Below are 23,663 nucleotides of genomic sequence, written 5' to 3'. Positions count from 1 at the left end.
GGGCTCGGCGCCGAGGGGATGGCCCGCCGGTGCGGGATCCGGCCGTTGCCGAGCACTAAGACCTCGGGCGGACCAGGCCCATCTCGTACGCGATGATCACCAGGTGGATGCGGTCGCGGGCCTCGAGTTTGGCCAGCAGCCGGGCCACGTGGGCCTTGGCCGTGGCCGGGCTGATGTAGAGATCGGTGGCGATCTCGGCGTTGGACCGGCCCCGGCCGACCAGGGTGAGCACCTCGCGTTCGCGCTCGGTGATGCCCTCGGCCGATCGATGCGTCGCGGGAGCCTGGGACGGTCCCGCGGCGAAGTGCTCGATCAGCCGGCGGGTGACGCTCGGGGCGATCAGCGCGTCGCCGCCGGCGACTACGCGGACGGCGTTCAGGATGTCATCGAGGGCCATGTCCTTGACCAGGAAGCCGCTCGCGCCGGCCCGCAGCGCGGCGTAGACCGACTCGTCGTCGTCGAACGTGCTGAGGATCAGCACCCGGCTCGGTTCCGGCTCGGCCAGCACCTGCCTGGTCGCCTCGATGCCGTCCAGGACCGGCATGCGGATGTCCATCACGATCACGTCGGGCCGGTGCTCGCGGGCCAGCCGCACCGCCTCGGCGCCGGTGCCGGCCTCGGCCACGACCCGGAGGTCGTCGCTCGAGTTGATCAACACGCGCAGTCCACTGCGGATCAGGGGCTGGTCGTCGACCAGCATCACCCGGGTGCTCATGCGGTCAGGGCGGGCAGGGGCAGGCGGGCCCGGATGCGGAAGCCACCGTCCGGTCCCGGACCGGCCTCGAACTGCCCGTCGAGCAGGCTGACCCGCTCGCGCATGCCCGAGAGCCCGTAACCGAAACTCGGCCGCCCGCCCCGCCCGAGGTCGGTGACCTCGACCGTGAGCTCGTCGCCGTGCTGGGTCACGAGCACCTCGCAGTGGTCGACGCCGGCGTGCCGGATCACATTGGTCACCGACTCCTGAATGATCCGGTAGGCCGACAGGTCGATTTCGGGCGGCAGCGGCGTCCGGTCGCCCTCGCGTCGCACCTCGACCCGCACGCCGGCCTGCGCCGACCGGGTCACGAGGGCGTCCAAATCGGCCAGACCGGGCGCGGGATCGCGCAGTTCCGGGCCGGAGCCGGGATCGGTGCGGCGCAGGGTGCCCAGCATCCGGCGCAGCGCGGCCGCGGTGTCCCGGCTGGTCTCCTCGATGTTGGCCAGCGCGGTGCGGGCCTCCTCGGGCTGGGTGTCGATGACCCGGCGACCCATCCCGGCCTGTACGGAGATGACACCGAAGCTGTGCGCGATCATGTCGTGCAGCTCGCGGGCGATCCGCAGCCGTTCCGCCTGCACCGCCCGGGTCTCGGCCTGCTCACGCTGGGCGGCGGCGTACCGGCGGCGCTGCCCCAGGGAAAGGCCGATCACCCACGCGGTCACCAGGGCCAGGCCCTCGATGACCAGCACCACGAGCACGTCCGGCCCCGGCTGCGCCATCGCCCACCCGGCCTGCGCGGCCGCGGTCACCACCAGGGCCGGTCGGGCCCGCCGGGGCGGGTCGAGGGCGGCCACCATCCCGAGGACGACGTCGGAGAAGATGATCAGTGGGATCGCCAGCGCCTGGACGAACTGCGAGTCGGCGCCGACCAGCAGGACCCCGGCCGTGGCCGCCAGGAGCGTGGCCAGGGCGGACAGCCGGTGCCCGCGCCACAAGAGCACCGTCACCACCACCAGCACCAGCAGCGCGAGACCGAGCACGATCTCGTTGCCGGCCGGGGCCAGCACGAACGCGACCAGGCTGAGCACGATCAGCAGCGCGCCCCACCACAACCACGGAAGAAGACGTCGGACGGCGAGCATGCGGACGATCGTATCGGCGCTGCTGACGACCCACATCGGCTTGCGGGCGTAAGCCCACGGGCTACCCGGAGCCGGGTGGTTTGTGATCCGCGGGCCGATGTGAGCGACAAGCCCGGAACGGCAGTTTTGGGCCATGACCAAATACGCCGCCCTGCGCACCGTCGCGGCCGTCACCGCGGTGATCCTGACGCCGTCGACCGGCGCCCTGCTGGCCGCGCCCGCCGCGCCGGCCGTGGCCCTGCCCCAGGGTGTGGCGGCCTGGCGGGCCGACCCCCGGGGACTGCCCGACCCGGTGACGGCGACGCCGGCCGAAGTCCGCTCCCGCCTGGCCGAGCTGGCGGCGGCTGAGCTGGCCGTGACGTATCCCGGGGTGATCGGTGGGCTGGACGGCGCCCCGGTGGCGCTGCGGTATAGGGCCAACGAGCACGCCGCCCGGGGGTATCCGGCCGGCCACTACCTGCTGTTCGATTCCCGGGGCGGGGCCGGGTGGCGCAGGTGTTCGGCGATCTGACCACCGCGCGGCGGATCGCGGTGCTGGTGCCGGGCATGAGCAACCGGCTCGACAACTTCTGGCGCGGCACCGGCAGCGTGCGCCGCCGCTCGCCCGCGGTCCAGGCGGCCGACCTGCACCGAGCGGGCGACGGCGCGGCGGTGATCGCGTGGCTGGGCTACGACGCTCCGCAGACCTGGCGCGAGGCGGCGCGCGAGGACCGGGCCGAGGCCGGGGCCGACTCCCTCGTGCGTTTCGTGACCGGGCTGGTCACGGTCCGGCCCGACGCGACGATCACGCTGCTGGGACACAGCTACGGGTCCACGGTGATCGGCCGGGCCGCCGGCCGGTTGCCGCGCCAGGTCACCGACATCGCCGTGTTCGGCAGCCCCGGCGTGGGTGCGGACACCGCCGCCGGACTCGGGACTTCCGCGCGGGTCTGGGCCGGGCTGAGCACTCGTGACTGGGTGCGCCGGATCCCGGCCGTACGGGCTTTCGGCCTGGGCCACGGTCACCGGCCGACCGACCCGGCCTTCGGCGCCCGCGTGTTCGCCACCCTTGACGTCGCCGGTCACGATCACTACCTGGAGCCGGGCACCGACTCGCTGGCCGCCCTGGCCCGGATCACGGAGGGTGGGGCATGAGCTGGACGACCCGGATCGCGGCGGCCACCCCGGCGCACCGCGACCGCACGATCGACGCGCTGCGGGCGGTGGCCATCGCCGGCGTCATCCTCGGGCACTGGCTCGTGTCGGCGGTGGTCAGCGATCCCGGCCGGCCCGCCGCGTGGCACGGCGCGAGCCCGCTGCAGGACAGCCCGGCCCTGATCCCGGCGACCTGGGTGCTGCAGACGCTGGGCCTGTTCTTCTTCGCCGGCGGCTACTCGGCCGCGCTGAGCATCCGCGGCAAGGCGTACCGGCCCTGGCTGACCACCCGGCTCACCCGGCTGGCCCGGCCGGTCGCGGTGTTCGCGGCGGTGTGGGTGCCCGCGATGCTGCTGCTGCAGGTCACCGGGGCGCCGGACAGCACCCGCCACGTGGTCCGGTCCCTGATCACCCACCCGCTGTGGTTCCTGCTGGTCTACCTGGTGCTGACCGTGGTCACCCCGCTGTTGCGGCGGCGCCTGTGGCTGCTCGCGCCGCTGGTGGCGATCGTGGCCGTCAGCGACCTCTACCGCCTCAACGGCCTGGTCGCGCCCATCGGGTGGGCCGTGCCCTACCTGCTGGGCATGGCCCTGGCCGAGGGGCGGCTGCCGCGGCGGATCGGCGTGATCCTGGCTCCGGCCGGGGTTGTGGCCGGGGTGGTCCTGGTCGTCGGGCTCGGCTATCCGGCCAGCGCGGTCGGGGTGCCCGGCGACGGGTGGTCCAATCTCAACCCGCCCACGCTGTTCGCACTGGCCCTGGCCGCGGCCCAGATCGGACTGTTCCTGCTGCTGCGGCCCCGGCTCGCGCAGTGGCTGCGACGCCCGGTGGTGTGGGCACCGGTGGCGTTGCTCAACCTGGCCGCGATGACCCTGTTCTGCTGGCATCAGAGCGCCCTGCTGCTGGTCACCTTCGGCGGTCTGCTCGTGGGCCCGCTGCCCGGCCTGCTCGACGCGCCGACCGGGGCCTGGCCGCTGTACCGGCTGCTCTGGCTGCCCGTCTTCGCCCTTGTCCTGCTCGGCCTGTGGTCGCTGTTCCACCGCTGGGAGACCGGGCCGACGGTGAAGAGCCGCACGCAGACTGGGCCGGCGTCACCGCGGGTTGGACCGGTCCAGGATGTGGACGCCGGCGGCGAAACGCAGAAGGTCGCTGTCGGTGATGGCGAGCGGTGAGCGGACGGTGATCTGCAGGACGGCGTCCCAGTTGCTGACAGCGATATCGAGCCGCACCCCGTCGGCCTCGCGGGTCAGCCGGGCGTCGTCCCCGGCGACCTGGCCGGTGGTCGACGGCAGGGGATAGGCCCGGCGCAGGACCACGCTGAAGTCGCCGTCGTCGAAGCTCATCGTGGACGCGGTGATCGTGTCGGGGGTCAGACCGGCGGGGGAGTGGTCGAGCTCGAACGGCGGGAGCACGGGGATCGCCGCGCTCGTCAGGGAATCGGCCAGGGCGACAACCTTCTCCCGGGTGTACGTGTCGTCGGTCGCGAGCTGCAGCCAGCGGTCCGGCCCCTCCGGCCAGTACAGGACGTACTGCTTGGCCGGCTCAGCATCGACGGTCCGCAGCCGGCCTGACCGGCCGCGGACCTGCACCGGGGCCTCGGTGGCAGCCGTCGTGAACACCGGTTCGGTGCTCGTGACGGTGACCGTGGTGTCGGCCTGGCGGCGCAGATCGGTGGCCTCGAAGAAGGCGATGCGCTTCCCCGGTTCCAGCGTGGCCACAGGCGCCCGCATCCCGTCGGCCGGCGGAAGCGCGTACGGGAAAACGGGGTTCGGAAAGCCCGGGACCAGCTGGACCGGGGTCGCGGCGGGGCGGGGCGCTGCCGGCACGACGGACCCGGAGCGGTGGACGAGCACGGCCACCGTGGGCAGGCCGACCACGAGCGCCGCCGCCAGGCCGGAGAGCTGAACGGCGAGCCGGCGCCGCCGATACCGCCCGGACCGGCGGTGCACCTGGCTCAGCAGGTTCGCGTCGGGTGGTGCGTCCAGGGCCGCCCCGTGCATGCTGCGGGCGAGCCGTTCCTCCAGGTCATCCATCACCGACCAGCCCCTTCTCGACGATCACGGTGCGCATCTTGGCCAAGGCCCGAGAAGCCTGCGACCGTACGGTCGACTCGCCGCAATCCAGCAGGGCGGCGATCTCGGCGTCGGGCAGGTCGCAGTAGAAGCGCAGCACCAGCACGGCCCGTTGCGCGCGGGGCAGGCCGGCGAGCAGCTGCCACATCTGGTCCCGGGCCACGATCCGGGTCTGCGGCTCGTCGCCCGCCTGCTCGGGCAGCTCGGCCAGCACCGTCTCGGTCGAGGCCCGGCGCCGCCGCCAGGACAGGAACTGCCGCAGGATCGCCTTGCGCACGTACGCCTCGGCGTTGTGCAACTCGGCGACCCGGCCCCAGCGGCGGTGCATTTTCGCCAGGACCTCCTGCACGAGATCCTCGGCCAGATGCGAGTCGCCGGACAGCACGTACGCGAATCGCAGCAGCGCCCATCCGCGGGTCTGCACGAAATCGTCGAAGCTGTCCGGCTCGCTCAACAGGATTTGAACTTGTACGTGCCCGAACCGGGGGCGGAGACGTCGAGGTCGCGCAGCACGATCGAGAGCCGGCGGCCGAATTGCGTGCACGCTTTGGTGAAGCCGCCCTGGGTGTACTCGATCACCACCACATTGTCGCCGTAGGTGCCCGTGTAGGCATCACATTCGTCCCACTCCCCGCATTCCTCGGCCACCGCGAAGTCGAAACCGGCCGTACGGGATTCGGCCCTGCTCAATTCGGCCGTGTTCTTCTGGCCCACCGCGAGGTTCCGGCCATGGGCGTACGCGGAAAGGGAAGCCGCGTAGGCGAGGGCGTCGGCCTTCTTGAGCCGGCCGCCGGACCGCGTCCACGAATCGAGATTGTCGGGTTCGACGGCCTTGAAGCCCTTGGCCGCGCAGGTGCTGATCCAGCCGCCGACGACCTGGGTCAGTTCGGCCCGTTTGGCGGCGGTGGAGAAGTCGAGCAGGTATTCGTCCCAGTCGGGGTCCTCGACGGGCTTGCCCTTGCTGTCACGCAACAGCACGTTCGGGTGCTCGGTCTCCCACCACCGTTTGGCCGCGTCGTCGGGCTGGGTCTGGAACGCGTTGATGTAGCAAATGTTGTAGAGCCCGGCGGCTACGGCGGCGGTGTAGTCGCGGCTGACCACGGTGACCCCTTTGGGTGGCTGATAGGGCCGCCCGATCTGGTAGTCGAAACTCGCGTTGGCCGGGGGTGGCGCCCAGTTCGCGGCCTTTGTCGCCGGCGCCGGTTTGCTGCGGGCCTCCGCGATCCCGAGGCCGGCCGCGACCGTGGCCAGGGCGGCGGCCACCACGACCAGCACCTTGGTGCGACTGCGCTTCTTCGACGCCATGCGTGAACTCCTCGGCTGACGTGCGGGCATCTCCCTCCGAACAACGCGCCGGGCCCAGCCGGCTGCTGCACCGTCCGCCAACTTTCTTTGTGTGACGGTCCGACCGTCGGACTCGCCACGCGCCGCTCGAAACAAACGTGCCGGGCCCAGCCGGCTGTGCACTACTCGCCCAACTTTCTCTGTGTGATGGCCCGACCGTCGGACTCGCCGCGCCGCGCGCCCCGCCCGTGATGGTCCCGGCGGGGCTGGCCCGGAGCCTGCGGCTCATCGGCCGCCGGCGTGATCCGGGGTTCAACTTTCGTCGTACGGCGGAACAGGCTCGGATCTGCCGAAGCCCTGACGACTCGGGCCGCGGAATTCACGAAAATTCTTGGCATCCCCATCGGTTCGACAACGGAGGAAATGCCATGCGGAAGGGCCTCGTCATCACCGCGGTCATCGGATTCGTGCTGTGCGGCGGACTCGGAGTCGTCGTCTGGCAGCTGGTCGACTTGGGGAAGGAAATCGTCGCTTCGGGGGTCACCCGGGAGCAGTTCGACGCGCAGAAGAAGGGGGCCGCCGAGGCCGATGTGCGGGCCGCGCTGCCCCCGCCGCTCACCGACATCAACGAGAAGGACCTCTACCGGAACGAGCCGGCCAAGTACGGCGTACCGGCCGGCGCGTCCTGCAACTACCACACGATCAAACCGATCCCGGACGCCGGCCCGGAGCTGTACCGTTTCTGTTTCGTCAACGGCGCTCTCGCCGAGAAGAACACCGTGACCATTCCTGAGAACGTCGAGCGTTGACAGGTGTCATAGGTGCCCTACCCGCGGTTGTTGCTGGACGACGTCGCGGGCAGGTTCGAGGGCCATGATCGGCCAATGTGGACGAATTGCAGTGACGTTGCGCTAGCAGCGACGGCGTGCTTGCAACGATGGCGCGCTAGCTGCGATGGCGCGTTTGCTGCGATGGCGTGCTTGCTGCGATGGCGTGCTAGCAGTGAGCGCGCCGCAGTGAGGGCGCGCCAGCAGTGACGGGCACGGCAGCAACGAGGGCGCGGCAGCAACGAGGGCGTGCTTGCAGCGACGGGGCGCTGGCAGTGACGGGCTCGAAGACGACCGTGCGGCCGTCTTCGAGCCCGGGTGGTGGGTGGTCAGCAGGCCTGGCGGGACCAGGCTGTCTCGATGCTGGTGCCTACGCCGCCGACGCGGGTGCCGTTGGGCAGGACCACGACGGTGTCGATGGATCGGCCGCGGACGTTGCCGCAGCCGCCGCCGGCGAACGGGCTGTCGTTGACGACCCGGGGCACTGGGCAGGCTGAGTGTCCGAGGGCGGTTCCGCAGGTGCCTTGGACGCCGTACTTGCAGCCGTTCACGGTGTGGCAGACGCCGGGGATCTCCTTGACGCCGAGACACCGCACGGGCGTCCCGCTCGTGGTCTGGCAGAAGATCTCGTTCTCGCCCCAGGAGACGTCGCTGTCGAACTGCCACAGGTTGGCGCAGTGCACCGCCTGGTACGAGCCGACCGTAGCGATCACCTGGCACTTGTGCAGGATGAGGTGCGAGTCCGCAGCCTGCGCGGGCACGGCGTTGCCCACGAGCAGCACCAGGGCCAGGCCGATCAGGGCAGCGATGCGCTTCATCATGTCGATACCTCCGCTCAGATGTCGTAGATGCTGCGGGTGATGTACGAGGCGCACCACGCCTCCCAGTTGCCGCCCGCGCCCACGCAGACCTTGGCCTGGTACCAGGGGTACGAGATGCGGTAGTGCTGGGCGATCCCGTTGGCCGAGCCGTTGTTGTCGCAGTAGTCGATGGCGGCGGCCTCGGACGGCTGGATCCGGACGCAGACGGTCCGGCCGTCGTACCGCTCGTCGGCGACCGCGATGTCCCACGTCGTGCCCGAGATCCACTGGATGTGGGCCGAGCCGTAGCGGGCGACCGCGTCCTGCGCGATCTTGGTCGGGTAGTTCCGGATCGACGGGGCCGCGGCGGCGGGGCCGGCCGCGCCGAGCAGCACGGCGCTCAGGGCGGCCAGGCCCAGCACGGGCCGGAGGAGGCTTTTGATCATGCGTCACGTCCTTCGTGGTCGTGCGGGCTCGGCGCCCGCCGCCTTCAGACGCTAAAGCCGCTGGTGGCGGGCCTCCTAGGCGTCGGGACAGGCGCCGGACAACGCCGGACAACGACCCGCACCGACCTGCGCCGGCGCGGACCCAGTGCTCGACATCTATGGACAACGGGGGACAATCGACGCCGTGCCCCGATCGCAGCAGCGCCTGACCGGAAGTGATCCGGTCACCCGGTTCGCGCAGCGACTGCGGGACGCGCGCGAGGCCGCCGGGCTCACGGTGCGGCAGCTCGCGACCCTCGCCGGGTACGGCCGCAGCACCCTCTCGACCGCCGAGAGCGGCGCCCGGCTGCCCGCGTGGGCGGTCACCGAGGCGTACGTCCAGGCTTGCGGTCAGCGTGACTTGTCGCGCTGGCGCGGCTGGTGGGACTCGGCCTACGAGTACGAGCGGCAAAACAAGCGTGGGCACGAGCCGGAAGGCAAGCGCGAGCACGAGCCGGAAAGCAAGCGCGGGCACGAGCGGGAGACCACGCGTGGGCACGACCGGGGAAGCGGGCGTGGGCACGAGCGGGAGAGCAAGCGCGGGCACGAGCGGGGAAGCGGGCGTGGGCACGAGCCGGTGAGGAGCAGCCCGCAACAGCTGCCGGCCGACATCCGCGGCTTCGTCGGCCGCGCCCGGGAGCTCGGCCTGCTCGAGACCGAGGCGCCGGTGGTGACGATCTCGGGCCCGGCCGGGGTCGGCAAGACGTCGCTGGTCGTGCACTGGGCGCACCGGCAGGCCGAGCGTTTCGGCGCCGGCCGGCTCTATGTGAACCTGCGCGGCTTCTCGGGCGGCGAGCCGATGCCGCCCGACGAAGCCCTGCGCCTGCTGCTCGACGCGCTCGGGGTCGCCCCGGCCGCCCTGCCGGACGGGCTCGACGCGCTGGTCGCCCGTTATCGCAGCCTGGTCGCCGGTCGGCGGCTGCTGGTGGTGCTGGACAACGCGCGCGACGCCGAGCAGGTGCGCCCGTTGCTGCCGGGGGCGCCGAGCGTTCGTACGGTGATCACGAGCCGTCACCGGCTGGCCGGGCTCACCGCGACCGACGGCGCCGAGCCGCTCGCGCTGGCCCCACTGAGCGCCGCCGACGGGCGGGCGATGCTGAACTCCCGCCTGCCCGGCGACGACGTGGGGGCGGTCGATCAGGTCGTACGGCTCTGTTCCGGCCTGCCCTTGGCCCTGAGCGTGGTCGCGGCCCGGGCCCGGCAGACCGGCCACCCCCTGTCCGCGCTGGCCGACGCCCTGGCCGACGACGAACGGGTCCTCGACCCGCTCAGCGCCGGGGACGCGGCGACCGACGTGCGTACGGTGTTCTCGTGGTCGTACGCGGCCCTGGGGGAACCGGCCGCCCGGATGTTCCGGTTGCTGGCCGTCGGCGCCGATCCGGACCTCTCCGACTCCGCGGCGGCCGCGCTGGCCGGGGTGAGCCGCCCGGCCGCCCGGCGCGCACTGTCCGAACTGGTCGACGCGAGCCTGGTCGAATCGCCGGCCCCGAACCGCTTCCTGCTGCACGACCTGCTGCGGGCCTACAGCCGGGACCTGCTCGCCGACCGGGCCGACGAGACCGGGACCGCCGGCGAAAGAGCCCGGGACGCCAACGCCGCGCCGGACGCCAACGCCCGGCCGGACGCCAACGCCCGGCCGGACGCCAACGCCCGGCCGGACGCCAACGCCCGGCCGGACGCCAACGCCGGGCCGGACGGCGACGGCGAGGCCTGGGCCGCCCACCGTCGACTGCTGGATCACTACCTGAGTACGGCGCTGGCCGCCGATCGCCTGCTCCGCCCGAGGCGCGATCCGATGCCGATGACGCCGCTCGTGGCCGAATCCGGCTCGTTCACGGACCGCGACGAGGCCGGCGCCTGGCTCGACATCGAGCGCCGGACCCTGCTCACCGCCGTCCGGCGCGCGGCCGCGGCCGGTTTCGACGCCCACGCGTTCCAGCTGGTGTGGGCGCTCAATTCGTACCTGCGGCAGCGCGGGAACTGGCCGGAGTGGAGCCGCACCTGGCACCTCGCCCGCGACGCGGCCGAGCGCCTGGGCGAGCCGGCTGCGCAGGCCATGGCGGTGCGCGGCCTGGCTCACGCGAGCACCGTCACCGGGCGCCCGCAGGAGGCGCTGACCGCCCTGGACAAGGCGCTAGCCCTTTATCGCCGGGCCGGTGATCTGGCCGGCGAGGCCCAGACTTGCCTGCAGGCGTGCGCGGTGCACAGCGATCACGGCGACCCCGAGATCGCGTTCGACCACGCCCAGCGCGCGCTGACCCTGTTCGACGCGGCCGGGCACCAGCGCGGGTCGGCGTCGGCCCTCAACTACGCCGGGTGGAGCCTGATCCAGCTCGGCCGGCACCGGGAGGCCGCCGAGCTGTGCCGCCGGGCCGTGGAGCAGCATCAGCAACTGGGCGACCAGCGCGCCGAGGCGCTGGCCCTGGACAGCCTCGGGCGGGCCTACAGCCGCCTCGGGGAGCACTCCCAGGCCGTGGCCTGCTGCCGACGAGCCGTGGAACTGCACCAGATGCAGGGCGAGCTGATCCACGAGGCGGGCGCGCTGGACAGCCTGGGCGACGTCGCGGCCGCGGCCGGTGACTCCGCGACCGCCCGGTCGGCCTGGCAGCGGGCCTACGACACGCTCAGCGCGACGGAACATCCCCAGGCGGCGAGCGTCTGGTCCAAGCTGGCCTCGGCCGCCGCCGCACCGATCGGCCCGCTCTAAAGAACCAGGCCGCGGCGGTACGCGTAGACGACGGCCTGGACGCGGTCGCGCAGTTCCAGTTTGGTCAGGATGCGGGAGACGTACGTCTTGACGGTCTCGTGGCTGATGACCAGGGCGGCCGCGATCTCGGAGTTGGACCGGCCGCCGGCCAGCAGGCGCAGCACCTCCAGTTCGCGCGCGGTCAGCGGCACGTCGTCCGGCACGCCGGCGGCCGGGCGGATCCGGGTCGCGTAGCGGCCGACCAGTTGGCGGGTGACCTCGGGCGCGAGCAGGGCCGCGCCCCCGGCCACGGTGCGGATGCCGTGCAGCAGCTGGGCCGGTGGCGCGTCCTTGAGCAGGAAGCCGCTGGCCCCCGCCCGCAGCGCCTGGTACACGTACTCGTCGACGTTGAAGGTGGTCACGACCAGCACCTTGACCGGGTGGTCGACGCCGGCCCCGGCCAGCCGGCGGGTGGCCTCGATGCCGTCGATGCCGGGCATGCGCACGTCCATGACGACCACGTCGGGGCGCAGCCGGGCCGCCTGGTCGACGGCGGCCAGGCCGTCGCCGCACTCGCCGACCACCTCGAGGTCGGGCTGGGCGTCGATGATGGTGGCGAAGCCGGTGCGGATCAGCGCCTGGTCGTCGCAGACCAGCACCCGGATCACGTCGCCGCCCCGGCCGGGATGCGGGCCGTGACCACGAAACCGCCCCGCGGCTGGGGACCGGCGCTGAAGTCCCCGCCTAGCGTGCCGACCCGCTCGCGCAGCCCGGTCAGGCCGCGCCCGCCGCCACCCGGCGCCGCCGTGGCCGACCCCGATCCGTCCGTGCTGATCCGCACATCCACCCCCGACTCGCCGTAGCGCACGGCCACCGTCGTCGGCGCGCCGTGGTCGTACTTCAAAGCGTTGGTCAGGGCCTCCTGCGCCACCCGATAGACGGTCGGGTTCGGCGCCGGCGGGCCCTCCTCGATCAGCTCGACCGGCTGCCCGGCCCGGCGGGTCTGCGTGATCAGCGCCCGCAACTCGCCGCCGTGACCCGGATGCAGCAGGTCGAGCAGGTGCCGCAGCTCGCTGATGGCCTGGCGGCCGGTGTCGCTGACCGCGCTCAGCGTCTGGTCCAGCCGCTCGGGGGCCGCGGTCAGATAGCGCGCGGCCTCGGCCTGCACGACCATCGCGGTCACGTGGTGGGTCACGACGTCGTGCAGCTCGCGGGCGATCCGGCTGCGCTCGGCGGCGCGGGCCCGTTCCTGCTCGGCCACCCGGTGCTGCCGCAGCCAGGAACCGACACCCCACATCGCCGCCAGCACCAGGTAGAACAGCACGAAGTCGGTGAACCCGGCCGGCCCGATCCGGTTGAGCACCACGGCGAAGACGACGTAACCGACGGTGGCCGCGACCATGACCGCTTTCCGGCACGACCGTTGATGTGCCCCCGCGCTGATCAGCGCGATCGCCAGCGCGGTGCCGCCGATCGTGTGGAAGCCGAGGAACTGGTCGAACGCGAAACCACAGGACACCAGGGCCAGGCTGAGGGCAGGCCATTTACGCCGTACGGCTAATGGAAGGCACTCGATCGTGACGACCAGCACGCCGAGCAGGTCGAACGGGCGTTCCGGCACCAGGTCGCTGAGCCGGGTGCCGTGCCGGTGCCAGTCCGGGACCAGGGCCGCGGCGGTCAGCAGCACGGCCAGCGGCAGATCGCGGACCACGAGCCTCGAGGAGCGGATCACGCGACGAGCGTAGAGGGCTCACGGCGGCGCAGCGGCACGATGTGCCCCCGGCGGCGGGCGAGGATCAGGAAGACCGTCGTGACGATCACGCCCGCGATCAGCGTGGACAGGCTGGCCTCGGGCCCGAACGAGCCGCCGCTGATCCACGTGTTGCCGGTCGACTCGGCGTCCAGCAGCCCCTGCTTGAGACCGTTGCCCGACACCTCGGTGCTGAAGATCGCTGCCTGCGCGAAGTTCCAGCCGAAGTGCAGCCCGATCGGCAGCCACAGGCTGCGGGTGGCGATGAACGCCGACGTCAGCATGCCACCGCCGGCGATCGCCACGCAGAGCGCGCCCCACAGCGTGGCGTTCTCATTGAGCAGGTGCACGGCGCCGAAAACGACGGCCGACAGCAGCAGCGCCGGCCAGGTGCCGGTGAACTTCTCGACGTGGCGGAACAGCACGCCGCGGTACATGAGCTCCTCGGTGACGACCGCCCCGGCCATGAAGCCGATCAGACCGACCGCGGCCAGCGGGTCGTCGCTGAGCCCGTGCACCCGGTAGCCGCCGTTGACCGCGATGTTGCCGATGACGGCCGCGAAGACCGCCAGGCCGAGCAGCGTTCCCCGGACCAGGCCGGACGCCGCCGCACCGGGCTCGGCCTCGGTCACCGGCCGTTTCTCGGTCCACCGGACCACCCAGTGGTAGGCGGCCAGCGCGACCACCGAGGCCACCAGGCCCACCACCAACGACAGCCAGACATTGTCCTGAGCCGCGAGGGTCGCCCGGCCCGCCAGAAACGCGACCCCGACCACCACGACGAACTGAATCCCGAAACGCATGCCGCAGAACGTATTGAGGAAGACGGTTCCCGTCGTCACCGTCGAGCGGACATCCCGGGTAGCTCGCGCGAGCTACACAGGAGGCCCAGCAGGGCGCCGATCACGCACAGCCCGGCCGTGGCCAGGAAGATCTCTTGATATTCGGTACGCAGGGCGTCCTGAACGGCTCGCTCGTAGACCTCGAACCGGGCCTGATACTCGGCCGGTTCGACGCCGAACGGCAGCGGGGTGTCGAGGGTCGCGGTCAGCTCCTGGAAGCGGTGCAGGCCCCACGCGGTGAGCGCGGCCACGCCGACCAGCATGCCGACCATCCGGGCCACGACCGCGGCGGCCGAGGCCACGCCGTGCCGGTCCGGGGGAGTCACCCGCAGCACGACGGCCGAGAGCGGGGCGATGACCAGGCCCAGGCCCAGACCGGCCAGGGCGAGGTCGGTGTCGAGGCGGGGCAGGAACCCGGCGTAGCGGGCGGCGGGGACACCGGCCGGCCAGTGCGCGATCAACACGTACCCGCAAGCGGCCGTGAGCAGGCCGATCAGGGTGACCCAGCGCTCGCCCAGGCGGGCCGGCACGAGACCGCCGAGCACGGCGCCGACCGGCAGCGCGATCAGGAAGCGGGTGAGCAGCAGCGTGCCGCCGAACGCGTCCCGGCCGAGCAGCGTCTGCGCGACCAGTTGCACGTCGACGAGCGTCACCATCAGGGCGGCGCCGGTGCAGAAGCTCGCGCCGAGGGCGGCCAGGAACGGCGTCATCTGTACGCCGGCCGGATCGAACAACTTGGTCCGGGCCCGTCGTTCCCACAGGCCGAAAAGCACGAGTACGACCACCGCCGCCCCCAATGTGGCCGGGCCCCACGACGGCAGCACCGCCCGTTCCGGATCCGGGTTGTACAGCCCGACGACGAGCAGACCCAGCCCGGCCGCGAGCAGGACGCCGCCGAGCACGTCGACCCGCGGCCGGTGCTCCCGGGCGGTGGTGTCCCGCGGCAGCGCCACCAGCACGGCCACGGCGGCCAGCACGGCCAGCGGGATGTTGATCCAGAAGATGCCGCGCCAGCCGATCAGGGCCGCCACCGCGCCGCCGTAGATCGGGCCGAGCACGCTGCCCAGTTCCTGTGCCGCGCCGACCCCGCCCAGGGCGACCGCGCGCCGCCGCTGCTCGGTCCACAAATCGCCGGCCAGGGCCATCGTCACCGGCAGCAGCGCGCCACCGGCCAGCCCTTGCAGCACCCGCCCGGCCACCAGCCAGTGGATCGAATCGCCGGAGGCGGCGGTGACGGCCGACCCCGCGGCAAAACCGGCCAGGCAGGCCACGATGACCGCGCGGCGGCCGAGCCGGTCCGACAGCGAACCCAGCAGCGGCATGCCGGCCACGTAGCCGAGCAGGAAGCCGGTGACGATCGGCGTGGCCCGTTCCAGCCGGTTGAGCGGGATGTGCAGGTCACGCAGGATGTCGGTCAGAACCGTCACCACGACGTACGCGTCGAGGGCCGCGAGCAGCACGGTCGCGCCCCCGACGCCGATCGCCAAGCGCCGGCGGGTCAGCGCCGGCGCGGCGTCCGTGGTGCTAGGGCGCACTGATCGTCACCGGCGCGTCGAAGCCCGTGAAGGTCACCGTGACCGTGCCGCCGGACAGCGTGAACGTGGCCTTGAGGAGCCGCTTGTCGGCGGCGGCGATCCACAGCTTGGCCGGGATGCTGTTGGTCATGCCGGGGATGAGGCCGGCCAGGTCCTCGCCGGTCGTGGTGGCGGCGACGCGCCAGGCGTCCTTGCCGTCGACCGGCTCCGACGCCTCGGTGGTGGCGCCGGTGGCCGAAGCCAGCACCTTGGCGATGCCGCGCTCGGGGTCGAGGATGGCCGACGGGTCGTACACGGTGGCGGCCAGCGTCAGCGGCAGCGCCTGGAACCCGCCGGTCGGCCCCTTCAGATAGATCTTGTCGCCGACGATCACGAACTCCAGCTCGACCGGGGTGCCGGACTGCTCGACCTGGGCCGTGCCCTTGGCACTGCCCTCCTTGGTCAGCGTGCCCTCGGCCCGGCGCAGGCTGAGCCCGGCCACCTCACCCTCGGCGGTGATCAGGAACTGCGCGGTCTTGATCTCGCGCATCGCCGTGGCCGACTCTTTGACCAGCGCGTCCCCGGCCGGCAGGGTGACACTTTCCGCCTTGTCGGCACTACAAGCGACCAGCGAGAACACGGCAGCGGAGAGCACGAGGGCAGCGCGAAGTCGCAACATACGGCGAATGCTAGACGGGCACGCAAATTCAGGCCCCGCTGCGCTCCACCTGAGTCGCGGCCCAGCTGGCGATCAGGGCCAGGGCCTGTGCGTCGGGGGAGCCGGGCTCGGCGCTGTAGGCGTTGAGGCGCAGGTTCTGGTCGGCGGTCAGCTCCATCGACTCGTAGGACAGGGTGAGGTCGCCGACCAGCGGGTGGTGCAGGCGTTTGACGCCGGCCCGGTGCAGCCGCACGTTGTGGGCGGCCCACCCCGTGCGGAACCGCTCGCTGCGAGTGGACAGCTCGCCGATCAGGTCGGTCAGGGCCCGGTCGTACGGGTTTCGGCCGGCCTCGCCCCGCAGCAGGGCGACCACGTCTTCGGCCAGCTGGTCCCAGTCACGGTAGAAGTCCTGAGCGGCCGGGTCGAGATAGATGAACCGGGCCAGATTGGGCCGGCCCTCGAACACGGGGGCGAAGACGGCCCGGCCCAGCGGGTTCACGGCCAGGATGTCGAGGCGGCCGTTGCGGACGTACGCGGGCGCGCCCGTCATGGCGTCCAGCAGGTGCTGCACGGCCGGGCGGACGGCCGGGGTGGTGCGGCGCCGGGCCGGACGCGGACTCTTGGCGGCCAGGTCGTAGAGGTGCTCGCGTTCGGCGTCGTCGAGACGGAAGGCGCGGGCCAGGGCTTCGAGCACGCTCTCGGAGACGCCCGAGAGGTTCCCGCGCTCGAGCCGGGTGTAGTAGTCGACGCTCACCCCGGCGAGCATCGCGGCCTCCTCCCGGCGCAGCCCGGGCACCCGCCGGGTGGTGCCGTAGGCCGGCAGCCCGGCCTGCTCGGGGGTGATGCGGGCGCGCCGGGTGGTGAGGAAGTCGCGGATCTCGCCGCGGTGGTCCATGGCGTCCTCCGGTCAGCGGTTGGTCAGGCGTTCGAGGTGCTCGGGGTAGCGGTCGCCGCGCACGTCGATCCTCGCGGCGGCCGTGTCGAGCTCGTGCCGGTCGTCGGTGGTGAGGTCGACGGCGGCAGCGCCGAGGTTCTCGTCGAGGCGGTCCAGGCGGCGGGTGCCGGGGATGGGGACGATCCACGGCTTCTGCGCGAGCAGCCAGGCCAGCGCGATCTGGGCCACGGTGGCGTCGTGGCGGGCCGCGACCACGGCCAGCAGGTCGACCAGGGCCTGGTTGGCCTGGCGGGCGTCGGCGTCGAAGCGGGGGATGGTGCCGCGGATGTCACCCGGCGTGAACGTCGTGCCCGCGTCGATCGTACCGGTGAGGAAGCCCTTGCCGAGCGGGCTGTAGGGGACCAGGCCGATGCCGAGCTCCTCGCACATCGGCCGGATCTCGTCCTCGGGCCGGCGCCACCACAGCGAGTACTCGTTCTGCAGGGCGGTCACCGGCTGTACGGCGTGGGCCCGCCGGACGGTCGCAGCCGCGGCCTCGGACATCCCGAAGTGCTTGACCTTGCCTTCGGTGATGAGCTCCCGGACCGCGCCCGCCACGTCCTCGATCGGCACGTCGGGGTCGACGCGGTGCTGGTAGAACAGGTCGATCCGGTCGGTCCGCAGCCGCCGTAGCGAGGCGTCGGCCACGGCGCGGATTTGCTCGGGCCGGCTGTTGACACCTTCGCCGCCGATGTTGAAGCCGAACTTGGTGGCGATGACGACGTCGTCCCGCACCGGTTCGAGGGCTTCGCCGACCAGTTCCTCGTTCACGTACGGCCCGTACACCTCGGCCGTGTCGAAGAAGGTGACGCCCCGCTCGACCGCCGTGCGCAGCAGTTCGATGTTGGCGGCGCGGTCGGGCCCGGGGCCGTAGCTCTGACTCATCCCCATCGCGCCGAAGCCGAGCGCGGAGACGACCAGGTCGGTGCCGAGGGTGCGGGTCGGCAAGTTTGTCGTAGCCATGGTCCCACCGTATTTCCGCATCGGGCGACCAGGGAGGTTCTGGCAGAACCTCCCTGCCGTCACGCATTGATATGAGTCGATTACTTTGCCAGGATGGCGGCATGACGAGCGTGCGGCGCCTGGTCTCGGCAACGTCAGTCGTGATGCTGGCCGTGGCCGGCGCTCTCGCCGGTTCACCGGCCTCGGCGGCGCCGCCCGGCGACGTCGATCCCGACACGCCCTGGCGGATGCGGCACTGGCCGCAGACGCAGCCCTGGCAGGTCGACGAGGCCGTCGCGCTGACCGGCCGGGGTGGCGGGCCCCGGCCGGTCGACCCGCAGCGCTATGAACTGCCGGACACGATGACCTGGGACGACTACCGGGCGGTACCCGGCACCGACTGGGCCGATCCGGCCGTACGCGGGTCGGAACGCACGTTCAACGGCGCGCTGGTGCTCGTCGATTATCCGAATCAGCCGTTCGTCGTGACGCAGCCCGCGAACTCGACCATCTATGGGAACCCGTCCGGCGTCCAGAATCTCGATCGGGCCGAAGTGCCGCAGTTCTACCGGGATTTCCTGAACAAGCCCGGGAAACTCAACCGCGGCCACACCATTCACGAATACTGGATGGAGGATTCGAACGGGCGCTTCGGGATCGAGCTCAGTTCGTTCGGCGTCTATCAGATGCCGTCCGAGAGCCACGAGTACGGCATCGAGGCCCAGATGCAGCGCGGCCAGGGTTGCCCGGCCGGCGACCAGTGCAACCGCAACCTGCGCACCGACGCCCGCGCGGCCTGGATCGCGGCCGTCGGCGAGAACGAGGCTGCGAAGTACGACTTCGTCTTCTTCCTTTCCGCCGGGCAGGACGAATCGGCCACGTGGCAGGAGTTCGGGTCGATGAAGTTCGCCACGAAAGAGGACGTGACCGACGACTTCGGGCCGCCCGACGACGCGCTGCCGAACTGGAACGCCACCCGCTACGTCGAATGGACGTCGTGGCAGGCCTCGGCCAACATCTGGCCCAATGCGACCCAGGGCAGTTCGCTGCAGGCCGAGAGCTCGGGCATGTCGACGTACGCGCACGAGTTCAGCCACATTCTCGGCGTCGGCGACAACTACAACAATCCGTACGGGATCCCGGCCCGCCGCGATTACAGCGGGCCCTGGGAAATGCTCAGCCGCGGCACCTTCAACGGCCCCGGCGGCCCGCACAGCCGGTGGCTGATCCCGGGCACGGCCGGCTCGTCGATGGGCGCCCAGCACATGCTGCGCAACAAGATGAAGCTCGGCATCGCCGACGAGGACCAGGTGGTGCGGCTCTCCCGGGACGCGCTGGCCACCTCGGGGGTCGTGGTGACCCGGGTGACGGCCCGGGCGGTCGCCTCGGGCGGCATCAACGTGACCCTCGACGGCGGCGACCGCTCACCGGCCTGTGACGCCACCACCGATCCGTTCTGTGACGGCGGCGGGTACGACAACTACACGCTGGAAGTGGTGGACCGGATAGGCTTCGACTCGTTCACGCCCGACTCCGGGGTGCTGCTGGCCAAGACCAAGAACGCCGACGCCGCCCCGTTCATCTGGACGATCGACGCCAACCCGCAGGACATCGACAAGGTCGACTTCGTGGCGCCGGACGGCACGCCGCAGAAGATGACCATCGGCGACTACCGGCAGCTCTCGGACGCCCTGTTCCACGCCGGCACGGGCTCGGGCAGCCAGTTCGAGCACGTCGACGCGGCCAACCGCCTGCACTTCTACGTCCTCGATCGCTCGCGAAACCGCAAAGGCGTGCTTTCGTACGAGGTGGCCGTCCGTTCCCTGGACGGGGCCGGGCCGGCCACCCGGGGTGTGAAGGCGTGGCCGGCCACGGCCCGCCGTGACAACTCCGGATGGGCCCGCTGCTCGATTCCCGTCCGTAACACCGGCCGGGCCACCGACGTGTTCCGCGTCGCGGCGCCGAACGCGTCGCTACCTCGTACGGTGATCGCCGTTCCGGCCGGACGCACGTCCACTGTCGAGGTCTGGCTCAAGGACGCCCGCCGTACGCCGGTGACCGTCACCTCCGAGAGCAGCCCGGCCGCCCGGGCGACGACGTCGTGCTCGGTCAAGGGGTCCAGTTCGGGTCCCGGCCGATGAAGCCCAGCAGCCGGGTCTGACCGTCGGCGTCGGCCGGCACGGGCACGCGAGGACCGTACTGTCCGGACGAGCGGATCAGCTCCTCCATCGGTTCCATGCCGGTCACGAGCAGCTCGGCGTAGCCGGCGTCGAGCCGGTCGTCCTGCCCGGTGGCCCGGGCCAGGTCCCAGGTGTGCATGAAGACGTCGGAGGTGTAGAACTGGTCGATCGCCTGATCGAGCGGCAGGTCCCCGGTGTGCGGGTTCGAGAAGGTGCGCCCGGCCGTGGCCGGGTCGTCCAGCACCGCCTGCACCCCGTCGGCGTGCGTCTGCCAGGCGGCGACCGGGTCGTCTTCCACGCCCGGCCCACGCGGCAGCTCGATGCCCGACCCGCCGGCCAGGAACGCGGGGAACCACTCCACGAGGTGGCGCACCACGTCGCGGGCGGCCCAGCCGGCCACCGGGGCCGGCGCGTCCCACGACTTGGCCGCCACCACCCGCTCGGTGAACACCCCGGCGATCGCGCGGTGCCGGTCGGCGGCGCTCAGTTCAGCCAGCTTCATCGCTCAGCATCCTCTCGAGTTTGTCGTATCCGTCGCGGAGCCCGATCTCCATGCCGCTGCGCAGCCAGCCGTCGCGCGTCTCGAAGCTGTCCACCAGCGACCGCGTGCGCAGCCGGGTGCGCCCGTCGCCGAGGTCGTCGAACCACAGCGTGTTCAGGGCCACCGCCTCGGGGTCGCCCTCGTAAGTGAAGGTCTGCACCAGGCGGTCGGGCCGGATCTGGTGAAAGCTGCCGTAGAAGGCGTACTCCTCGCCGCCCCGGATCGAGACGTAGCGGAAACTTCCGCCGGTGCGGGCGTCCCAATGCTCGATGCGGGTCTGCAAGCTGTCCGGCCCGATCCACCGCGCGAACAGGTCCGGGTCGGTGTGGGCCCGCAGTAGCCGCCCCGGCGCGGCCTGGAACTCCCGGGTGATCCAGATGATCGGCAGTTCGGCGTCGGCCTCGACGTGCGTCACGACTCGTCGTCCGATGTCGCCAGAACCTGGTCGAGGCGCTGATAACGCTCCTCGGCCCGGCGCCGGTACCGCTCGATCCACCCGTCCATCAGGTCGAGCGACCCGGCCTCGAGCTGCACCGACCGCGGCTGCGGCCCCGGCGGCCGGCTCACCACACCCGCCTCCTCCAGCACCCGCAGATGCTTGTAAACAGCCTGAAGACTCATGGCGTACGGCTCCGCCAGCTGATTGACCGTGGCATCCCCGCCCGACAGCCGAGCCACGATGTCCCGCCGCGTCGGATCAGCGAGCGCGGCGAACGCCCGAGACAGGGTGTCGACCGGCATGCTGGACCTTCTTTCAACTCATCGGTTGAAAGTCAAGCTATCCGTCGACCTGACCCGGGTCAAGCTTCGCCCGTTCAGGACCCCTACGCTGCCGAGATGCCTGGACCCTCGCTTGATCTGCTGGATCTAGTTCGAAATGACGGCGAACGCTACCTAGGGGCCTACTTCAGCGCCTTCACCGGCCGCTGGTTCGAAACACTGGCCGGCGGCGGTGACCGTCCCGATGTCCGGAACCGGATCACCGCCGACGATCTGATCGCCGTGCAGATGCTGGACGTGAAGGTGCCGCCCGCGGCCTGCTACGAGTTGCTCGAAGGGCAGACCAGCGCCGGCTTCGGCGAAATCCTGGCCCGCATCCCCGTCGATGTGGAGATGGGGACACCCGGGGCGGAGGCGCTGGTGCAGCCTGAGAGCGATGCCGCCAAGGCGTGGCAGGTGCTCGACGACCTGGCCGGTATCGACTACGTCATCGCCGGGAAGATCATGGCCAGAAAGCGGCCGACGTTGTTGCCCGTCTATGACTCGTGGGTGTACTGCCTGTTCGGTTATCCGCAGCCGCCGGTCTGGCCGAAGTTTCAGAAGCGTCTCGCCGCCGATGGCGGGGCGCTTCGTGCGGCTCTGGCCGACGTCCGAGCCGCAGCCGAAGTGGTCGAGCAGACGAGCATCCTGCGGGCGCTGGACGTGGTGTTGTGGATGCAGCACCGAGCGCTGTCGCCGCGGTGCTCCAGAACCAAGACTTGCCCGGCGTGGGGAACTGTGGCGCTGACGCCTTCGTGATGGAGCCGGTCAGGTGGAATGCCCTCGCGCTTCGCGGCGCCATACGGCGGACGAGTAGCGGGCCGGGGTGAGGGCCCATTCGGCCGGGGCGAAGCCGGTGGGCAGGCCGGGGCGGCGCCACGTCTCCGGTGAGTGGCCTGGTGGTAGCCATTCGCGGCGCCAGATGCCCAAGGCTGTGTCGAGGTCGGCCAAGGCCGGGGTGAGCTGGTCGCTGACGGGTGTGCGCAGGTGCTCGGCCCACAGTTTGACCCTCAGGTCGCGTACGAGGGAACCGGTCGTCACGAAGGTGGAGGTGATCTCGCTGTCGGTGCCGACCATGGAGCGGCTGAAGAAGTTGGCCGAGCCGATGCTGGCGAAGACGTCGTCGACCAGCATCAGCTTGGTGTGCACGGTCAGGTTGTCGATGCGGTACATGACCACGTTGCGGCGGGCCGCCACCGGCAGCGGGGCCAGCACCCGCCAGCGCAGGTCGTGCGTGATCACCGGGTGGACCGTGCTGTCGCCGCCGTCGGCCGGGTCCTTGCGGCCGGACCCGATCAGGATGATTTTGACGCCGCGGCGGGCGGCCGAGCGCAACCGGCCGTACAGCTGGAAGCGCGGGTCGCCGCCGGGGGCCTCGTGGAAATACTGGTCCTCGAGGTAGATGTAGCGTTCGGCGGCGTCGATGGCGGTGATCATCGAGTGGTAGATCTCCTGGATGCCGGCCCGCACGACGTTCTTGCGGCGCAGGCGGCGCAGCCCGCGGTGCCGGTACAGGCTCCACGGCCGGTACGAGCGCACCACCTGCACCGCGGACCCCTCGGCCGGGTGATCGGGCTGTTCCGGCACCGGGGGCAGTTCGCGCGGCGGGTCGACCGGGTTGAGCACGGCCATGCCGCCGCTGGGCAGGTGGAAGTACTCGGGCGGCAGGTTCTTGGCGATGTAGCGCGGGGGCAGGGCGGCGGTGTTCTGCCAGCGGAACTGGAACGTCTCGCGGACCCGGGCGGCGGCCGGGCCGTGCAGCCGGGCGGCCGCGTCGTGCCAGCCCCAGCGGTGGGCGCCGAGCTTGAGGCGATGGTGCGGCGAATGGTCGAAACGGCTGGGGGAGAGGTCCAGACCACCGACGTACGCGGTGAGGACGCCGTCGTGGCAGAAGACCACCAGCTTCTGGTGGTTCGAGCCCAGGAGGTGCCCGGACCAGTCGAGCAGCACGCGGTCCTCCAGGGGCGGCGCTGCCACGTCGTGGGTCGACGGCTTCCAGGCCCGGATGACGCGGGCGGCCAGCGTGTTGGCCCGGAACGGCCCGACCGGCAGCCACGGGTTGCCGCGCGAGAACTCGGCCGCGCTGAGCACGATCCGGACGTCGGCGCCGCCCGCGGCCTTCTCGGCCAGCACGTCGGTGAACGGGCGGTAACCGGCCTCGCCCGGGACGCGCCCGGTGAGGTCGAGCTGCGGATCGGCCTGATAGCCGGCGATGTAGACGGCGTCGCCGGGCCCGAGCGCGGCCATGTGCTCGGCCAGCTCGGTGAAGTAGGTGACCCCGTCGATGATCGGCTCGAACCGGGAGTTCTCGGCGAACGTGGGGCACGCCTCGGTGGCCGGCGGCAGGTACCGGCCGATCAGTTCAGTCAAGGACGCGTGCGGCATGCGGTGATTACACCGGAAACCGGCGGCCGCGTCA

The 23,663-nt window shown here is 71.7% G+C and carries 25 protein-coding genes; 7 read left to right on the top strand and 18 right to left on the bottom strand.

The genetic code is table 11. The features are described from left to right. Positions 1 to 55 precede the first annotated feature (55 nt). Positions 56 to 715 (bottom strand): response regulator, encoded by a 660-nt coding sequence (locus tag M1L60_RS24675; RefSeq protein ID WP_253239875.1) that lies wholly within the window; start codon positions 713 to 715, stop codon positions 56 to 58. Next, positions 712 to 1,839, bottom strand: a complete 1,128-nt coding sequence (locus tag M1L60_RS24670; protein WP_253239874.1) for a sensor histidine kinase — start codon at positions 1,837 to 1,839, stop codon at positions 712 to 714. The genes M1L60_RS24675 and M1L60_RS24670 overlap by 4 nt, the downstream gene beginning before the upstream one ends. A 133-nt stretch (positions 1,840 to 1,972) precedes the next feature. On the opposite strand from M1L60_RS24670, the gene M1L60_RS24665 reads away from it, so the two are divergent. Genes M1L60_RS24665 through M1L60_RS24655 form a run of 3 tightly spaced genes read left to right on the top strand, consistent with a single transcriptional unit; the run spans position 1,973 to position 4,142 of the window. Beyond that, positions 1,973 to 2,350, top strand: a complete 378-nt coding sequence (locus M1L60_RS24665) for a hypothetical protein (protein ID WP_253239873.1) — start codon at positions 1,973 to 1,975, stop codon at positions 2,348 to 2,350. Continuing rightward, the gene (locus M1L60_RS24660) at positions 2,335 to 2,973 is read left to right on the top strand and encodes an alpha/beta hydrolase (RefSeq protein WP_253239872.1); all 639 of its coding nucleotides are present in this window, start codon (positions 2,335 to 2,337) and stop codon (positions 2,971 to 2,973) included. The genes M1L60_RS24665 and M1L60_RS24660 overlap by 16 nt, the downstream gene beginning before the upstream one ends. Then, positions 2,970 to 4,142, top strand: a complete 1,173-nt coding sequence (locus M1L60_RS24655; protein WP_253239871.1) for an acyltransferase family protein — start codon at positions 2,970 to 2,972, stop codon at positions 4,140 to 4,142. The genes M1L60_RS24660 and M1L60_RS24655 overlap by 4 nt, the downstream gene beginning before the upstream one ends. Here the strand turns inward: M1L60_RS24655 and M1L60_RS24650 are convergent. Genes M1L60_RS24650 through M1L60_RS24640 form a run of 3 tightly spaced genes read right to left on the bottom strand, consistent with a single transcriptional unit; the run spans position 4,062 to position 6,347 of the window. Further along, entirely contained in the window at positions 4,062 to 5,006 is a 945-nt protein-coding gene (locus M1L60_RS24650) for a hypothetical protein (RefSeq protein WP_253239870.1), read from the bottom strand. The genes M1L60_RS24655 and M1L60_RS24650 overlap by 81 nt on opposite strands. Next, positions 4,996 to 5,496, bottom strand: coding sequence for a SigE family RNA polymerase sigma factor (locus M1L60_RS24645; RefSeq protein WP_253239869.1), 501 nt, complete (start codon positions 5,494 to 5,496; stop codon positions 4,996 to 4,998). Before M1L60_RS24645 ends, M1L60_RS24650 begins: the two co-directional genes overlap by 11 nt. After that, on the bottom strand, positions 5,493 to 6,347 hold the full coding sequence (locus tag M1L60_RS24640) for an endo alpha-1,4 polygalactosaminidase (RefSeq protein WP_253239868.1): 855 nt from the start codon (positions 6,345 to 6,347) through the stop codon (positions 5,493 to 5,495). The genes M1L60_RS24645 and M1L60_RS24640 overlap by 4 nt, the downstream gene beginning before the upstream one ends. A gap of 407 nt (positions 6,348 to 6,754) precedes the next feature. Here M1L60_RS24640 and M1L60_RS24635 point away from each other — a divergent pair, with 407 nt between their 5' ends. Continuing rightward, positions 6,755 to 7,135: a hypothetical protein gene (locus tag M1L60_RS24635; RefSeq protein WP_253239867.1), complete on the top strand. Its 381-nt coding sequence runs from the start codon at positions 6,755 to 6,757 to the stop codon at positions 7,133 to 7,135. A 347-nt stretch (positions 7,136 to 7,482) separates the two neighbouring features. Here the strand turns inward: M1L60_RS24635 and M1L60_RS24630 are convergent, their stop codons facing one another. Both M1L60_RS24630 and M1L60_RS24625 read right to left on the bottom strand, forming a co-directional pair. Then, on the bottom strand, positions 7,483 to 7,974 hold the full coding sequence (locus M1L60_RS24630) for a hypothetical protein (RefSeq protein ID WP_253239866.1): 492 nt from the start codon (positions 7,972 to 7,974) through the stop codon (positions 7,483 to 7,485). A gap of 14 nt (positions 7,975 to 7,988) precedes the next feature. Next, a complete protein-coding gene (locus tag M1L60_RS24625) occupies positions 7,989 to 8,399 on the bottom strand; it encodes a hypothetical protein (RefSeq protein ID WP_253239865.1) in 411 nt (136 codons plus the stop codon). Positions 8,400 to 8,583: 184 nt separating this feature from the next. Between M1L60_RS24625 and M1L60_RS24620 the strand changes: the two genes are divergently transcribed. Beyond that, positions 8,584 to 11,145, top strand: a complete 2,562-nt coding sequence (locus tag M1L60_RS24620) for an ATP-binding protein (RefSeq protein ID WP_253239864.1) — start codon at positions 8,584 to 8,586, stop codon at positions 11,143 to 11,145. Here the strand turns inward: M1L60_RS24620 and M1L60_RS24615 are convergent. The 7 genes from M1L60_RS24615 to M1L60_RS24585 are packed head-to-tail and all read right to left on the bottom strand — an operon-like array spanning position 11,142 to position 17,785. Next, complete coding sequence (locus M1L60_RS24615; RefSeq protein ID WP_253239863.1) at positions 11,142 to 11,792, bottom strand: response regulator; 651 nt, start codon at positions 11,790 to 11,792, stop codon at positions 11,142 to 11,144. The two genes, M1L60_RS24620 and M1L60_RS24615, sit on opposite strands and share 4 nt — an antisense overlap. Next, on the bottom strand, positions 11,789 to 12,856 hold the full coding sequence (locus M1L60_RS24610; RefSeq protein WP_253239862.1) for a sensor histidine kinase: 1,068 nt from the start codon (positions 12,854 to 12,856) through the stop codon (positions 11,789 to 11,791). Before M1L60_RS24610 ends, M1L60_RS24615 begins: the two co-directional genes overlap by 4 nt. Beyond that, positions 12,853 to 13,677, bottom strand: a complete 825-nt coding sequence (locus M1L60_RS24605; RefSeq protein WP_253239861.1) for a CPBP family intramembrane glutamic endopeptidase — start codon at positions 13,675 to 13,677, stop codon at positions 12,853 to 12,855. The genes M1L60_RS24610 and M1L60_RS24605 overlap by 4 nt, the downstream gene beginning before the upstream one ends. Before the next feature lie 35 nt (positions 13,678 to 13,712). Further along, entirely contained in the window at positions 13,713 to 15,251 is a 1,539-nt protein-coding gene (locus M1L60_RS24600; protein ID WP_253239860.1) for an MFS transporter, read from the bottom strand. Next, positions 15,241 to 15,909 (bottom strand): LppX_LprAFG lipoprotein, encoded by a 669-nt coding sequence (locus M1L60_RS24595; RefSeq protein ID WP_253239859.1) that lies wholly within the window; start codon positions 15,907 to 15,909, stop codon positions 15,241 to 15,243. Before M1L60_RS24595 ends, M1L60_RS24600 begins: the two co-directional genes overlap by 11 nt. 28 nt (positions 15,910 to 15,937) lie before the next feature. After that, entirely contained in the window at positions 15,938 to 16,783 is an 846-nt protein-coding gene (locus M1L60_RS24590; protein WP_253239858.1) for a helix-turn-helix transcriptional regulator, read from the bottom strand. A gap of 12 nt (positions 16,784 to 16,795) precedes the next feature. Next, a complete protein-coding gene (locus M1L60_RS24585) occupies positions 16,796 to 17,785 on the bottom strand; it encodes an aldo/keto reductase (RefSeq protein ID WP_253239857.1) in 990 nt (329 codons plus the stop codon). Positions 17,786 to 17,886: 101 nt separating this feature from the next. Between M1L60_RS24585 and M1L60_RS24580 the strand changes: the two genes are divergently transcribed. Continuing rightward, positions 17,887 to 19,905, top strand: coding sequence for a M6 family metalloprotease domain-containing protein (locus M1L60_RS24580; RefSeq protein WP_253239856.1), 2,019 nt, complete (start codon positions 17,887 to 17,889; stop codon positions 19,903 to 19,905). Here M1L60_RS24580 and M1L60_RS24575 read toward each other — a convergent pair. The 3 genes from M1L60_RS24575 to M1L60_RS24565 are packed head-to-tail and all read right to left on the bottom strand — an operon-like array spanning position 19,874 to position 21,226. Next, positions 19,874 to 20,446 carry a TIGR03086 family metal-binding protein gene (locus tag M1L60_RS24575; RefSeq protein WP_253239855.1) on the bottom strand — a complete coding sequence of 191 codons (573 nt, stop codon included), beginning with the start codon at positions 20,444 to 20,446 and terminating at the stop codon, positions 19,874 to 19,876. The genes M1L60_RS24580 and M1L60_RS24575 overlap by 32 nt on opposite strands. After that, complete coding sequence (locus M1L60_RS24570; RefSeq protein WP_253239854.1) at positions 20,433 to 20,900, bottom strand: SRPBCC family protein; 468 nt, start codon at positions 20,898 to 20,900, stop codon at positions 20,433 to 20,435. The genes M1L60_RS24575 and M1L60_RS24570 overlap by 14 nt, the downstream gene beginning before the upstream one ends. Next, complete coding sequence (locus tag M1L60_RS24565; protein ID WP_253239853.1) at positions 20,897 to 21,226, bottom strand: ArsR/SmtB family transcription factor; 330 nt, start codon at positions 21,224 to 21,226, stop codon at positions 20,897 to 20,899. Before M1L60_RS24565 ends, M1L60_RS24570 begins: the two co-directional genes overlap by 4 nt. 96 nt (positions 21,227 to 21,322) lie before the next feature. Between M1L60_RS24565 and M1L60_RS24560 the strand changes: the two genes are divergently transcribed. Next, the gene (locus M1L60_RS24560; protein WP_253239852.1) at positions 21,323 to 22,003 is read left to right on the top strand and encodes a DUF6308 family protein; all 681 of its coding nucleotides are present in this window, start codon (positions 21,323 to 21,325) and stop codon (positions 22,001 to 22,003) included. Between the two features lie 9 nt (positions 22,004 to 22,012). On the opposite strand, the gene M1L60_RS24555 is transcribed toward M1L60_RS24560, so the two are convergent. Beyond that, positions 22,013 to 23,629, bottom strand: coding sequence for a phospholipase D-like domain-containing protein (locus M1L60_RS24555; protein ID WP_253239851.1), 1,617 nt, complete (start codon positions 23,627 to 23,629; stop codon positions 22,013 to 22,015). Between the last annotated feature and the right edge of the window lie 34 nt (positions 23,630 to 23,663).

Origin of the sequence: Paractinoplanes aksuensis, assembly GCF_024137025.1 — a bacterium.
Lineage (GTDB): Bacteria > Actinomycetota > Actinomycetes > Mycobacteriales > Micromonosporaceae > Actinoplanes > Actinoplanes aksuensis.
The sequence above is the reverse complement of the archived record's forward strand: the minus strand, read 5'-3'. Positions and strand labels throughout refer to the sequence as shown.